The organism is Streptomyces sp. NPDC059454 (genome assembly GCF_042749965.1).
Taxonomy (GTDB): Bacteria; Actinomycetota; Actinomycetes; order Streptomycetales; family Streptomycetaceae; genus Streptomyces.
In genome coordinates this window covers 105,937-119,551 of the sequence record NZ_JBHYVC010000013.1, presented here as the reverse complement: position 1 = coordinate 119,551, position 13,615 = coordinate 105,937, and the positions used below count along the sequence as shown (strand labels likewise).

The 13,615-nt window shown below is 70.4% G+C and carries 11 protein-coding genes; 10 read left to right on the top strand and 1 reads right to left on the bottom strand.

All coding sequences use genetic code 11. The annotated features are described in order from the left end of the window. Window positions 1–26 precede the first annotated feature (26 nt). On the bottom strand, window positions 27–623 hold the full coding sequence (locus ACFXAE_RS12565; RefSeq protein ID WP_384712227.1) for a TetR/AcrR family transcriptional regulator: 597 nt from the start codon (window positions 621–623) through the stop codon (window positions 27–29). An 87-nt stretch (window positions 624–710) separates the two neighbouring features. Here ACFXAE_RS12565 and ACFXAE_RS12560 point away from each other — a divergent pair, with 87 nt between their 5' ends. The 10 genes from ACFXAE_RS12560 (at window position 711) to ACFXAE_RS12515 (ending at window position 13,493) form a co-directional block, all read left to right on the top strand. After that, entirely contained in the window at window positions 711–2,327 is a 1,617-nt protein-coding gene (locus ACFXAE_RS12560) for a carboxyl transferase domain-containing protein (RefSeq protein ID WP_384712224.1), read from the top strand. Window positions 2,328–2,353: 26 nt separating this feature from the next. Continuing rightward, a complete protein-coding gene (locus tag ACFXAE_RS12555) occupies window positions 2,354–4,285 on the top strand; it encodes an acetyl-CoA carboxylase biotin carboxylase subunit (RefSeq protein WP_384712318.1) in 1,932 nt (643 codons plus the stop codon). Next, on the top strand, window positions 4,282–5,229 hold the full coding sequence (locus tag ACFXAE_RS12550; protein WP_384712221.1) for a hydroxymethylglutaryl-CoA lyase: 948 nt from the start codon (window positions 4,282–4,284) through the stop codon (window positions 5,227–5,229). The genes ACFXAE_RS12555 and ACFXAE_RS12550 overlap by 4 nt, the downstream gene beginning before the upstream one ends. Window positions 5,230–5,234: 5 nt before the next feature. Continuing rightward, window positions 5,235–6,395, top strand: coding sequence for an acyl-CoA dehydrogenase family protein (locus ACFXAE_RS12545; protein WP_384712219.1), 1,161 nt, complete (start codon window positions 5,235–5,237; stop codon window positions 6,393–6,395). Window positions 6,396–6,525: 130 nt separating this feature from the next. Beyond that, window positions 6,526–7,116: a Uma2 family endonuclease gene (locus ACFXAE_RS12540; RefSeq protein ID WP_384712216.1), complete on the top strand. Its 591-nt coding sequence runs from the start codon at window positions 6,526–6,528 to the stop codon at window positions 7,114–7,116. Window positions 7,117–7,219: 103 nt separating this feature from the next. Then, window positions 7,220–8,269 carry an ABC transporter substrate-binding protein gene (locus tag ACFXAE_RS12535; RefSeq protein ID WP_384712213.1) on the top strand — a complete coding sequence of 350 codons (1,050 nt, stop codon included), beginning with the start codon at window positions 7,220–7,222 and terminating at the stop codon, window positions 8,267–8,269. A gap of 182 nt (window positions 8,270–8,451) precedes the next feature. Then, window positions 8,452–9,894: a lysine decarboxylase DesA gene (desA, locus tag ACFXAE_RS12530; RefSeq protein WP_384712210.1), complete on the top strand. Its 1,443-nt coding sequence runs from the start codon at window positions 8,452–8,454 to the stop codon at window positions 9,892–9,894. Beyond that, on the top strand, window positions 9,878–11,170 hold the full coding sequence (locus ACFXAE_RS12525; protein ID WP_384712207.1) for a lysine N(6)-hydroxylase/L-ornithine N(5)-oxygenase family protein: 1,293 nt from the start codon (window positions 9,878–9,880) through the stop codon (window positions 11,168–11,170). Before desA ends, ACFXAE_RS12525 begins: the two co-directional genes overlap by 17 nt. Further along, window positions 11,167–11,724, top strand: coding sequence for a GNAT family N-acetyltransferase (locus ACFXAE_RS12520; protein WP_384712204.1), 558 nt, complete (start codon window positions 11,167–11,169; stop codon window positions 11,722–11,724). Before ACFXAE_RS12525 ends, ACFXAE_RS12520 begins: the two co-directional genes overlap by 4 nt. Then, window positions 11,721–13,493, top strand: a complete 1,773-nt coding sequence (locus ACFXAE_RS12515; RefSeq protein WP_384712200.1) for an IucA/IucC family protein — start codon at window positions 11,721–11,723, stop codon at window positions 13,491–13,493. The genes ACFXAE_RS12520 and ACFXAE_RS12515 overlap by 4 nt, the downstream gene beginning before the upstream one ends. The last annotated feature ends 122 nt before the right edge of the window (window positions 13,494–13,615 follow it).

Sequence of the window (13,615 nt, the reverse complement as noted above, 5' to 3'; positions counted from 1 at the left end):
CCGTAACGCTCGTCACTCCGCCGGGGTCACGGCGAGCCCGCCGCCGCGAACGCTCCCCGGGCCATCCGGTGCAGCAGTTCGGCGGTGCCCGCCCGGCCGGGCAGGGAGCCGGGACGGGTGAGGTGCGGGGTGGAGTTGAGCAGGCCGAACACCGAGTGGACCGCCGAGCGGGCGGCCGGTTCGACCAGTTCCGGGTACAGCTCGCGCACCACCCCCACCCACAGCTCGACGTACTGCCGCTGCAACTGGCGGACCAGCTTGCGGTCGGTGTCCCGGAGGCGGTCCAGCTCACGGTCGTGCAGGGTGATGAGGGGGCGGTCGTCGAGCGCGAAGTCGATGTGCCCCTCGATCAGCGAGTCGAGGACCGCCTCGGGGGCCACCCCGTCGGCCTCCTTCAGGCGCTGCTTCGCGCCGGTCAGCAGCGAGCCACTGATCCCCACCAGCAGCTCCGCGAGCATCGCGTCCTTGCCCGCGAAGTGCCGGTAGAGCCCGGGTCCGCTGATGCCGACCGCGGCGCCTATCTCGTCGACCCCGACGCCGTGGAAGCCGCGTTCGGCGAAGAGCCGGGCGGCCTCCTTGAGGATCTGCTCGCGGCGGGTGGGGGCGTCGGTTCTGGTGGCCATGAAGACGATTCTAGACAGGGAGGTTAGCGGTCGTTAACCTGGAGGAAATGCGTTAACGCTCATTAACAAGGTGAGGGGACCCGCAGGATGCATGAGGCACCGGAGCTTCACAGCGCGGCAGATCCCGCGTCGGAGGCCTTTCGGGCCAACGAGGAGGCGCACCGCGCGCTCGTCGAGGAGCTGCGCGGCAAGCTGGCCGCGGCGGCGCTCGGCGGCGGCGAGCGGGCGCGGGCGCGGCACACCGCGCGCGGGAAGCTGCTCCCGCGCGACCGGGTGGACACCCTCCTCGACCCCGGCTCGCCCTTCCTGGAGCTGGCCCCGCTGGCGGCCGACGGGATGTACGAGGGGCAGGCCCCGGCGGCCGGCGTGATCGCCGGGATCGGACGGGTGAGCGGCCGGGAGTGCGTGGTCGTGGCCAACGACGCCACCGTCAAGGGCGGCACGTACTACCCGATGACGGTGAAGAAGCACCTGCGCGCGCAGGAGGTGGCCCTCGACAACCGGCTCCCCTGCGTCTACCTGGTGGACTCCGGCGGGGCGTTCCTGCCGATGCAGGACGAGGTGTTCCCGGACCGGGACCACTTCGGGCGGATCTTCTACAACCAGGCCCGGATGTCCGGCGCCGGCATCCCGCAGATCGCGGCGGTCCTCGGCTCGTGCACGGCGGGCGGGGCGTACGTCCCGGCGATGAGCGACGAGGCGGTGATCGTCCGCGGACAGGGCACGATCTTCCTCGGTGGCCCGCCGCTGGTGAAGGCGGCCACGGGTGAGGTCGTCACGGCGGAGGAGCTGGGCGGCGGCGAGGTCCACTCGCGGGTGTCCGGCGTGACCGACCACCTCGCGGAGGACGACGCGCACGCGCTGCGGATCGTCCGCACCATCGTGTCCACGCTCCCCGCGCGGGGACGGCTTCCCTGGCAGGTCGAGCCGGCCGTCGAGCCCAAGGTGGACCCGGCGGGGCTGTACGGCGCGGTGCCGGTCGACTCCCGCACGCCCTACGACGTACGCGAGATCATCGCGCGTGTCGTGGACGGTTCCCGTTTCGCCGAGTTCAAGTCGGAGTTCGGGCAGACCCTGATCACCGGCTTCGCCCGGATCCACGGCCACCCGGTGGGGATCGTCGCCAACAACGGCATCCTGTTCTCCGAGTCGGCCCAGAAGGGCGCCCACTTCATCGAGCTGTGCGACCAGCGGGGCATCCCGCTGGTGTTCCTGCAGAACATCTCGGGCTTCATGGTGGGCCGGGACTACGAGGCGGGCGGCATCGCCAAGCACGGCGCCAAGATGGTCACGGCGGTCGCCTGCACGCGCGTGCCGAAGCTGACGGTGGTGGTCGGCGGGTCGTACGGGGCGGGCAACTACTCGATGTGCGGGCGGGCGTACTCGCCCCGGTTCCTGTGGATGTGGCCCAACGCCAAGATCTCGGTGATGGGCGGCGAGCAGGCCGCCTCCGTCCTCGCGACCGTGAAGCGGGACCAGCTCCAGGCGCGCGGCGAGGAGTGGCCGGCGGAGGACGAGGACGCCTTCAAGGCCCCGATCCGTGCGCAGTACGAGCGTCAGGGGAACGCCTACTACGCGACGGCCCGCCTCTGGGACGACGGCGTGATCGACCCGATGGAGACCCGGCAGGTCCTGGGCCTGGCCCTGACCGCGTGCGCCAACGCGCCACTGAGTGACCCTCAGTTCGGCGTCTTCCGGATGTGAGGGGACCCCTGACGATGACAGAGCAGATGTTCGAGACGGTACTGGTGGCCAACCGGGGCGAGATCGCGGTCCGCGTCATCCGCACGCTGCGGTCGATGGGCGTGCGCTCGGTGGCGGTGTACTCCGACGCGGACGCCGACGCCCGGCACGTCCGGGAGGCCGACACGGCGGTACGGATCGGACCGGCGACGGCTTCGGAGAGCTACCTGTCGGTGGAGCGGCTGCTTCAGGCCGCCGCCCGCACCGGCGCGCAGGCGATCCACCCCGGGTACGGCTTCCTCGCCGAGAACGCCGGTTTCGCGCGGGCGTGCGCTCAGGCGGGACTGGTGTTCATCGGGCCCCCGGCGGACGCGATCGCCCTGATGGGCGACAAGATCCGCGCGAAGGAGACGGTGCGGGCGGCCGGGGTCCCGGTCGTACCCGGCTCCAGCGGCAGCGGACTGACGGACGGGCAGCTCGCGGACGCGGCCCGGGAGATCGGCATGCCGGTGCTGCTGAAGCCGTCGGCGGGCGGTGGCGGCAAGGGCATGCGCCTGGTGCGGGACGCGGAAGGGCTGGCCGACGAGATCGCCGCCGCGCGGCGCGAGGCCCGCGCCTCCTTCGGCGACGACACGCTGCTCGTCGAGCGGTGGATCGACCGCCCCCGGCACATCGAGATCCAGGTGCTGGCCGACGGCCACGGTGGCGTGGTCCATCTGGGCGAGCGCGAGTGCTCACTCCAGCGCCGCCACCAGAAGATCATCGAGGAGGCGCCCAGCGTGCTCCTCGACGAGGGGACCCGGGCCGCGATGGGCGAGGCGGCGGTCCAGGCGGCCCGCTCGTGCGGCTACCGGGGCGCGGGCACGGTGGAGTTCATCGTCCCGGGCAACGACCCCTCGTCGTACTACTTCATGGAGATGAACACCCGCCTCCAGGTGGAGCACCCGGTCACCGAGCTGGTCACGGGCCTCGACCTGGTGGAGTGGCAGCTGCGGGTGGCGGCGGGCGAGCCGCTCGGCTTCGGGCAGGACGACGTCACGCTCACCGGTCACGCGGTGGAGGCCCGCGTCTGCGCCGAGGACCCGGCACGCGGTTTCCTCCCGTCCGGCGGCACGGTGCTGAAGCTGCGCGAACCGCAGGGGGACGGCGTGCGCACCGACTCCGGGCTGAGCGAGGGCACGGAGGTCGGCAGTCTCTACGACCCGATGCTGTCCAAGGTGATCGCGTACGGCCCCGACCGCGCGACGGCGCTGCGCAAGCTCCGGGCGGCGCTCGCGGAGACGGTGACGCTGGGCGTGCAGACCAACGCCGGGTTCCTGCGGCGGCTGCTCGCGCATCCGGCGGTGGTCTCCGGCGAGATGGACACCGGGCTGGTGGAGCGCGAGGCGGAGGGCCTGGTGCCGGCCGGGGTCCCCGATGAGGTGTACGAGGCGGCGGCGGCCGTACGGCTGGACGCGCTGCGTCCGCGCGGCGACGGCTGGACGGACCCCTTCTCGGTGCCGGACGGCTGGCGCATGGGCGGCACCCCGAAGCCGGCCGCCTTCCACCTGCGCGTCGCGGACCCGGTGGAGCACACCCCGCGTGGCGCCCACACCGTCACCGCCGACCGCGTGTCGGTGACGCTGGACGGCGTCCGGCACACCTTCCACCGCGCCGCCGACTGGATCGGCCGGGACGGCGACGCCTGGCACGTGCGGGACCACGACCCGGTCGCCGCGTCCCTCTCCCGGGCGGGCCGGGCGGGCGCCGACTCGCTGACCGCGCCGATGCCGGGCACGGTGACGGTGGTGAAGGTCGCCGTCGGCGACGAGGTGAGCGCGGGCCAGAGCCTGCTGGTGGTGGAGGCGATGAAGATGGAGCACGTCATCTCCGCCCCGCACGCCGGCACGGTCACCGAACTGGACGTGGCCCCGGGCACGACGGTCGTGATGGACCAGGTGCTGGCCGTGCTCGCGCCCGTGGAGGAGGAGCCGGCATGAGCGCCGAGGAACTGGGCCTGCCCATGGCCGTACCGGCCCAGGGGCTGCCCGCGCGGGTCCGCATCCACGAGGTCGGCGCGCGCGACGGACTGCAGAACGAGAAGGCGACCGTCCCGACGGCCGTCAAGGCGGAGTTCGTCCGCCGCCTGGCCGGGACCGGGCTGACCACGATCGAGGCGACGAGCTTCGTCCACCCCGCGTGGGTGCCCCAGCTGGCGGACGCCGAGGACCTGTACCCGGCGGTGTCCGACCTGCCGGTGTCCCTGCCCGTCCTGGTGCCGAACGAGCGCGGCCTCGACCGTGCGCTGGCGCTGGGCGCCCGGCGGGTGGCGGTGTTCGCCAGCGCCACGGAGTCCTTCGCCAAGGCCAACCTCAACCGCACGGTGGACGAGGCGCTGGCGATGTTCGAGCCGGTGGTGCGGCGGGCGAAGGCGGAGGACGTCCACGTCCGCGGCTACCTGTCGATGTGCTTCGGCGACCCGTGGGAGGGCGCGGTCCCCGTCCCGCAGGTGGTGAGGGTCTGCAGGGCCCTGCTGGACATGGGCTGCGACGAGCTGAGCCTGGGCGACACCATCGGCGTGGCGACCCCGGGCCATGTGACGGCCCTGCTCACCGCGCTCGGCGGGGCGGGCGTCCCGGTGTCCGCGCTGGCCGTCCACTTCCACGACACCTACGGCCAGGCCCTGGCCAACACGCTGGCCGCGCTCCAGCGGGGCGTCACCACGGTCGACGCCTCCGCCGGCGGACTGGGCGGCTGCCCGTACGCGAAGTCCGCCACCGGCAATCTCGCCACCGAAGACCTCGTGTGGATGCTGCGGGGCCTCGGCATCGACACCGGGGTCGATCTCGGCCGTCTGGTCGCCACAAGCGTCTGGATGGCCGCCCACCTGGGCCGACCCAGCCCGTCCCGTACCGTACGAGCCCTCTCCCACCAGGAGCAGTGAACGACATGGACCACAAGCTCTCCCCCGAACTGGAAGAACTCCGCCATACGGTCGAGGAGTTCGCACACGATGTGGTGGCGCCGAAGATCGGCGACTTCTACGAGCGGCACGAGTTCCCGTACGAGATCGTGCGGGAGATGGGCCGGATGGGCCTGTTCGGGCTGCCGTTCCCGGAGGAGTACGGCGGCATGGGCGGCGACTACTTCGCGCTGGGCGTGGCCCTGGAGGAACTGGCCCGGGTGGACTCCTCGGTGGCGATCACCCTGGAGGCGGGGGTCTCGCTGGGCGCGATGCCGCTCCACCTCTTCGGCACCGAGGCGCAGAAGCGCGAGTGGCTCCCCCGGCTGTGCTCGGGCGAGATCCTGGGCGCGTTCGGTCTGACGGAGCCGGACGGCGGCAGCGACGCGGGCGCGACCCGTACGACGGCCCGGCTGGACGAGTCGACGGACGAATGGGTCATCAACGGCACCAAGTGCTTCATCACCAACTCGGGAACCGACATCACGGGCCTGGTCACGGTCACGGCGGTCACCGGCCGGAGGCCCGACGGCGGGCCGCTGATCTCGGCGATCATCGTCCCGTCGGGCACGCCGGGCTTCACGGTGGCGGCCCCGTACTCGAAGGTCGGCTGGAACGCCTCGGACACCAGGGAGCTGTCCTTCCAGGACGTGCGCGTCCCGGCGGGGAACCTCCTGGGCGAGGAGGGCCGCGGTTACGCGCAGTTCCTGCGCATCCTGGACGAGGGCCGCATCGCCATCGCGGCGCTGGGCACGGGTCTGGCGCAGGGCTGTGTGGACGAGTCGGTGAAGTACGCCAAGGAGCGGCACGCGTTCGGGCGGCCGATCGGCGCCAACCAGGCCATCCAGTTCAAGATCGCCGACATGGAGATGAAGGCCCACACGGCCCGCCTCGCCTGGCGCGACGCGGCCAGCCGGCTGGTGGCCGGCGAGCCGTTCAAGAAGGAGGCGGCGCTGGCCAAGCTGTACTCGTCCACGGTGGCCGTGGACAACGCCCGCGACGCCACCCAGATCCACGGCGGCTACGGCTTCATGAACGAGTACCCGGTGGCCCGTATGTGGCGCGACTCCAAGATCCTGGAGATCGGCGAGGGCACGAGTGAGGTCCAGCGGATGCTGATCGCACGGGAGTTGGGGCTGGCGGACTGAACCTTGGGGGCCGGCCCGCGTCCAGTGTGCACGCGGGCCGGTCACCCTCGTCGGCGAAGGATCCGGCACCGAATCGATCACGCAACGGAGGCGGGCGCCCACGATGCGAAGTCGTCAGTACCCTGAGGTCATGGACTACGCGAAGATGCGCGCGATCGCCGAGCGGCTCGGGGCCCACGCCGAACAACTCGAGGGCGCCTGGAGCGTGGAAATCGGCCCGTCAGGTCCGATACTGGCCATGATGTGCCCCTCGAAGCGCCACGAGGGCACGGTCCGGCGCATCTGCAAGCAGTTGGACGAGCAACTCCTCGCCACTCACCCCGGCTACATCTGCGCGAACGGCCCGGAGATCGAGCACCCCGCGATCGGCCGCATGCGGCGCCCTGACGCCGTCGTCATTCCCGAGGCCGTCCTCGACGAGGAGGGCCTCGCCGTCGACGCCACACAGGCCCTGGCGGCCGTCGAGATCGTCTCTCCGTCCAACCCGAACAACGACTACGGCGAGAAGCTCACCGAGTACCCGGCCATGGGCATCCCGCACTACATGATCGTCGACCCTCGCACCGGCACGATCGAGGTGCACTCCTCCCCCTGCGGGAACCACTACAGCCACAAGGACCCGTACATCTTCGGGGACATGGTCCCGTTCGGCCCCTGGACGGTGGACACCTCCGCGTTCCGCCGCTACGGCCGGGACCGGGACGCCGACTCCCCCGTGTGAGGGGCTGCATACGGAGCACCCTCTGGACAGATCATGAGGTTAGGCTAACCTAAGCCTGTTTCCAGCCAAGGTCGGCTCCGTACGCACGAAAGCAGACGCACCCATGTCGAACGCCGCAACCGCCCGCTTCTCCCGTCGGGGACTGCTCGCCGCCGGTGGCGCCCTCGGACTCGGCGCCGCGCTCACCGCCTGCGGGGGCGACGACGCGAAGAGCGGCGGCTCGGACTCGACGGGGTCCGGCGACGCCAAGTCCGGCCCGTGGTCCTTCAAGGACGACCGCGGCACCACCGTGAAGCTCGACAAGGTGCCGACGAGCATCGTCGCGTTCACCGGTGTCGCCGCCGCGCTGTACGACTACGGTGTCGAGGTGAAGGGCGTCTTCGGCCCGACCAAGACGACGGACGGCAAGGCCGACGTCCAGGCCGGCGACATGGACGTCAGCAAGCTGACGATCTTCGGCAACAAGTTCGACAGCTTCAACGTCGAGCAGTACGCGGCCTTCCAGCCCGAGGTGCTCATCAGCACGACGTTCGACGACGCCGGCACGCTCTGGTACGTGCCCGAGGCCTCCAAGGACAAGATCGCCAAGCTCGCTCCGAGCGTGGCCGTCTCCGTCTACGACCGTCAGATGCCGGAGCCGCTGCAGCGCATGGCCGAGCTGGCCGAGTCGCTGGGCGCCGACATGAAGGCGACGAAGGTCGTCGAGGCGAAGAAGAAGTTCGAGGCCGCCGCCGAGCGGCTGCGCAAGGCCGCGAAGGCCCGCCCGGAGATCAGGGTGCTGGCCGGCTCCGCGGCGCAGGACGTCTTCTACGTCTCCGGCTCGAACTTCTCCATCGACCTGGAGTACTTCAAGGCCCTCGGGGTGAACATCGTGGAGCCCCCGGAGGAGGCCAAGAAGGCGACCGGCGGCTGGTTCGAGACGCTGAGCTGGGAGAACGTCGACAAGTACCCGGCCGACGTCATCATCATGGACGACCGCGCCTCCACCATCCAGCCCGCCGACATCACCGAGGCGACCTGGAAGAAGCTCCCCGCGGTCAAGGCCGGCCAGGTCATCGCCCGCTCGCCCGAGCCGATCCTGTCCTACGACAAGTGCACGCCGCTGCTCGACAACCTCGCCGAGGCCATCGAGAAGGCCAAGAAGGTCGGCTGACCCCTCCGACCGCCCGAACGGGGGCGGCGGGAAACGGATCCGACGCCGGCTCTCCTGATGCAGGAGTGATCACGGTCACGGCAGGGTCCGACTCCGCGGCGTGTTACTTAGGTTAGGCTAACCTAAGTAACACGCCGCCGGCCTTTCCCCGCACCGGATCGTCCCCACCGGAGGACCCCCACATGCGCTCGCACCTGCTCAACGACACCACCGCGGAGCACTACCGCCGCTCCGTGACCGAAGGAGTCGAGCGGGTGGCGGCCAAACTCGCCACCACCGAACGGCCGTTCACCGGAGTCACCGTCGACGCGCTCTCCCCCCGCATCGACGGCATCGACCTCGACCGGCCGCTGCACGACACCACCGCCGCGCTGGACGAACTGGAGGACGTCTACCTCCGGGACGCCGTCTACTTCCACCACCCCCGCTACCTCGCCCACCTCAACTGCCCGGTCGTCATCCCGGCCGTGCTCGGCGAGGCCGTGCTCTCCGCCGTCAACTCCTCCCTGGACACCTGGGACCAGTCGGCCGGCGGCACCCTCATCGAGCGGAAACTCATCGACTGGACGACCGGCCGCATCGGCCTCGGCCCGGCCGCCGACGGCGTGTTCACCTCCGGCGGCACCCAGTCCAACCTCCAGGCACTGCTGCTGGCGCGCGAGGAGGCCAAGACCGACGACCTGGCGAAACTGCGCGTCTTCACCTCCGAGGTCAGCCACTTCAGCGTGCAGAAGTCCGCGAAACTGCTCGGCCTCGGACCCGACGCCGTGGTGACGGTCCCCGTCGACCACGACAAGCGCATGCAGACCGTCGCCCTCGCCCGCGAACTGGAGCGCTGCGCCGAGGCGGGCCTGGTCCCCATGGCCGTCGTCGCCACCGCCGGCACCACCGACTTCGGCTCCATCGACCCGCTGCCGGAGATCGCCGAACTGTGCGCGCGGCACGGCACCTGGATGCACGTCGACGCCGCCTACGGCTGCGGCCTGCTCGCCTCACTGAAGTACCGCGGCCGTGCCGACGGCATCGAGCGCGCCGACTCCGTCACCGTCGATTACCACAAGTCCTTCTTCCAGCCGGTCAGTTCGTCGGCCGTGCTGGTCCGCGACGCGGCCACGCTGCGGCACGCCACCTACCACGCCGAGTACCTCAACCCGCGCCGCATGGTGCAGGAACGTATCCCCAACCAGGTGGACAAGTCCCTGCAGACCACCCGCCGCTTCGACGCGCTCAAGCTGTGGATGACGCTGCGCGTGATGGGGGCCGACGGCATCGGGCAGCTCTTCGACGAGGTGTGCGACCTGGCCGCCGAGGGCTGGAAACTGCTGGCCGCCGACCCCCGTTTCGACGTCGTGGTCGAGCCGAGCCTGTCCACCCTGGTCTTCCGCTTCGTCCCGGCCGCCGTCACCGACCCCGCCGAGATCGACCGGGCCAACCTCTACGCCCGCAAGGCCCTGTTCGCCTCCGGTGACGCGGTGGTCGCGGGCACCAAGGTGGCGGGGCGCCACTACCTGAAGTTCACCCTGCTCAACCCCGAGACCACGACGTCCGACATCGCCGCCGTCCTCGATCTGATCGCCGGCCACGCCGAGCAGTACCTGGGAGAGTCCCTTGACCGCGCTTCCTGAAGCCCATGGAACCACCTACGACTTCGTGGGGATCGGACTGGGCCCCTTCAACCTCGGCCTCGCCTGTCTCACCGAGCCCATCGACGAGCTGAACGGCGTCTTCCTGGAGTCCAAGCCGGACTTCGCCTGGCACGCCGGGATGTTCCTCGACGGCGCCCACCTGCAGACCCCGTTCATGTCGGACCTGGTCACCCTGGCCGACCCGACGTCCCCCTACTCCTTCCTCAACTACCTGAAGGAGAAGGGGCGGCTGTACTCGTTCTACATACGCGAGAACTTCTACCCGCTGCGGGTCGAGTACGACGACTACTGCCGCTGGGCCGCCGGGAAGCTGAGCAGCATCCGCTTCGGCACGACGGTCACCGAGGTGACGTACGACGAGGGCGACGGGCTGTACGCCGTGGCGACGGCGGCCGGCGGGACGTACCGCGCCCGGCACCTGGTGCTCGGCACCGGGACCGTGCCGTTCGTGCCCGAGCCGTGCCGCGGACTGGACGGCGGCCTGTTCCACAACGCGCAGTACATGCACCGCAAGGCGGAGCTGCTGGACAAGGAGTCCATCACGATCGTCGGCAGCGGACAGAGCGCCGCCGAGATCTACTACGAACTGCTCTCCGGGATCGACGTCCACGGCTACCGGCTCAACTGGGTCACCCGCTCCCCGCGGTTCTTCCCGCTGGAGTACACCAAGCTGACCCTGGAGATGACCTCCCCCGACTACATCGACTACTTCCGCGCGCTGCCCGAGGAGACCCGCTACCGGCTGGAGAAGCAGCAGAAGGGCCTGTTCAAGGGCATCAACTCGGAGCTGATCGACGCGATCTTCGACCTGCTGTACCAGAAGAACGTCGAGAGCGGCGACCGCGGCGTCCCCACCCGGCTGCTCACCAACTCCTCGCTCACGGACGCCCGGTACGAGGACGGCGGGTACACGCTCGGCTTCCACCAGGACGAACAGGACAAGGACTTCGAGATCCGCACCGAGGGCCTGGTGCTGGCCACCGGCTACCACTACGAGCCGCCGGCCTTCCTCGACCCGGTCCGGAGCCGGATCCGCTTCGACGGGCACGGCCGCTTCGACGTGAGCCGTGACTACGCCGTCGACGTCACCGGCCGCGGCATCTTCCTGCAGAACGCCGGCGTCCACACGCACAGCATCACCAGCCCCGACCTGGGCATGGGCCCGTACCGGAACGCGACCATCATCCGCGAACTGCTCGGCACCGAGTACTACCCGGTCGAGAAGACGATCGCGTTCCAGGAGTTCGCGGTATGAGCGGTACGAGCGGTACGAGCATCGGTACGTTCACCGTCCGCCCCCTGGACCCGCTGAAGGACGCGGAGCTGCTGCACCGCTGGGTCACCGACCCCAAGGCGGCGTTCTGGATGATGCAGGACGCCAGGCTCCAGGACGTCGAACGCGAGTACATGCGGATCGCCGCGCACGAGCACCACCACGCCTACCTCGGCCTGCACGACGGCACACCGGCCTTCCTGATGGAGAAGTACGACCCCCGGTACGTCGAACTGACCGGCCTGTACGACCCCGAGCCCGGCGACGTCGGCATGCACTTCCTGGTCGCCCCCACCGACCGGCCGGTCCACGGCTTCACCCGGGCCGTCATCACCGCCGTGATGGAGGAGCTGTTCGCCGACCCGGACACCCGGCGGGTGGTGGTCGAACCGGACGTGACCAACAAGGCCGTACACGCGCTCAACGAGGCCGTGGGCTTCGTGCCCGAGCGTGAGATCGACAAGCCGGAGAAGCGCGCGCTGCTGAGCTTCTGCACGCGCGAGCAGTTCGAGGCCGCCCGAGGAGTAGCCGTATGACCCTGTCCGACGCCGTGGCGCACCTGTCCCCCCACCGCTGGGCGCGGGCCAACCGCCTGCTGATCCGCAAGGCGCTCGCCGAGTTCGCGCACGAGCGGCTCGTCACGCCGGAGGCCACCGGCGACGGCGGGTGGGTCGTCCGCAGCGACGACGGCCTGACCCGGTACACCTTCACGGGGACGAAGCGCGCCCTGGACCACTGGCAGGTCGACGCCGACTCGATCACCCGCCACCGCGACGACACCGAACTCGAGCTCGCGGCCCTGGACTTCTTCATCGAGCTGCAGAAGTCGCTGGGCCTGAGCGAGGAGATCCTGCCGGTGTACCTGGAGGAGATCTCCTCCACCCTCTCCGGCACCTGCTACAAGCTCACCAAGCCACAGGTACCGGTCGCCGAGCTGGTCGACGCCGGCTTCCAGGCCATCGAGACCGGGATGACCGAGGGCCACCCCTGCTTCGTCGCCAACAACGGGCGGCTCGGCTTCGGCGTCCACGAGTACCTGGCGTACGCGCCGGAGACCGCGAACCCGGTGAAGCTGGTGTGGCTGGCCGCCCACCGCTCGCGGGCCGCGTTCACGGCCGGCGTCGGGATCGCGTACGAGTCGTTCATCCGGCAGGAGCTGGGCGAGGAGACCGTCGAGGGCTTCCACGGCGTCCTGCGCGAGCGGGACCTCGACCCCGACGACTACCTCCTGATCCCCGTCCACCCCTGGCAGTGGTGGAACAAGCTGTCCGTCACCTTCGCCGCCGAGGTGGCGCGCGGGCACCTGGTCTGCCTGGGCGAGGGCGACGACGAGTACCTGGCCCAGCAGTCCATCCGCACCTTCTTCAACACCTCGCACCCCGAGAAGCACTACGTGAAGACGGCCCTGTCCGTCCTCAACATGGGCTTCATGCGCGGGCTGTCCGCCGCCTACATGGAGGCGACCCCGGCGATCAACGACTGGCTGGCCCGGCTGATCGACAACGACCCGGTGCTGCGGGCCACGGGGCTGTCCATCATCCGGGAGCGGGCCGCCGTGGGCTACCGGCACCTGGAGTACGAGCAGGCCACGGACCGCTACTCGCCGTACCGGAAGATGCTGGCCGCGCTGTGGCGGGAGAGCCCCGTGCCGTCCCTGGCGGACGGCGAGTCCCTCGCCACCATGGCCTCGCTGGTCCACGTCGACCACGAGGGGAGGTCCTTCGCGGGCGCGCTGATCGAGCGCTCGGGGCTCGCCCCGGCCGCGTGGCTGCGGCACTATCTGCGGGCGTACTACGTCCCGCTGCTGCACAGCTTCTACGCCTACGACCTGGTGTACATGCCGCACGGCGAGAACGTGATCCTCGTCCTGGAGGACGGCCTCGTGAAGCGCGCGGTCTACAAGGACATCGCCGAGGAGATCGCGGTGATGGACCCGGACGCGGTGCTGCCGCCGGAGGTCTCCCGCATCCGGGTGGAGGTCCCGGACGACACGAAGCTGCTGTCGATCTTCACGGACGTCTTCGACTGCTTCTTCCGCTTCCTCGCGGCGAACCTGGCCGAGGAGGGCGTCCTGGAGGAGGACGGCTTCTGGGGCACGGTCGCGGAGATCACCCGCGAGTACCAGGCGTCGGTGCCCGAACTCGCCGACAAGTTCGCCCGGTACGACATGTTCGCCCCCGAGTTCGCCCTGTCCTGCCTCAACCGCCTCCAGCTGCGCGACAACCGGCAGATGGTGGACCTCGCGGACCCGTCGGGCGCGCTCCAGCTGGTGGGCACGCTGAAGAACCCCCTCGCGGGGCGCTGACCCACAAACGGACGGGCGTCCCGGAGTACGGTCCTCCGGGACGCCCGTCAGCACGAACACCCTTCAACTCCGTTGTCTCGCAAGGGAATCCGCACGAGGTACGGGCGACTCTCCCGCGGATC

Bases quoted from the DNA above. Each gene is read 5' to 3' on its own strand.
- ACFXAE_RS12565 (WP_384712227.1), bottom strand. From the start codon at position 623: ATGGCCACCAGAACCGACGCCCCCACCCGCCGCGAGCAGATCCTCAAG.
- ACFXAE_RS12560 (WP_384712224.1), top strand. From the start codon at position 711: ATGCATGAGGCACCGGAGCTTCACAGCGCGGCAGATCCCGCGTCGGAG.
- ACFXAE_RS12555 (WP_384712318.1), top strand. From the start codon at position 2,354: ATGTTCGAGACGGTACTGGTGGCCAACCGGGGCGAGATCGCGGTCCGC.
- ACFXAE_RS12550 (WP_384712221.1), top strand. From the start codon at position 4,282: ATGAGCGCCGAGGAACTGGGCCTGCCCATGGCCGTACCGGCCCAGGGG.
- ACFXAE_RS12545 (WP_384712219.1), top strand. From the start codon at position 5,235: ATGGACCACAAGCTCTCCCCCGAACTGGAAGAACTCCGCCATACGGTC.
- ACFXAE_RS12540 (WP_384712216.1), top strand. From the start codon at position 6,526: ATGGACTACGCGAAGATGCGCGCGATCGCCGAGCGGCTCGGGGCCCAC.
- ACFXAE_RS12535 (WP_384712213.1), top strand. From the start codon at position 7,220: ATGTCGAACGCCGCAACCGCCCGCTTCTCCCGTCGGGGACTGCTCGCC.
- desA (WP_384712210.1), top strand. From the start codon at position 8,452: ATGCGCTCGCACCTGCTCAACGACACCACCGCGGAGCACTACCGCCGC.
- ACFXAE_RS12520 (WP_384712204.1), top strand. From the start codon at position 11,167: ATGAGCGGTACGAGCGGTACGAGCATCGGTACGTTCACCGTCCGCCCC.
- ACFXAE_RS12515 (WP_384712200.1), top strand. From the start codon at position 11,721: ATGACCCTGTCCGACGCCGTGGCGCACCTGTCCCCCCACCGCTGGGCG.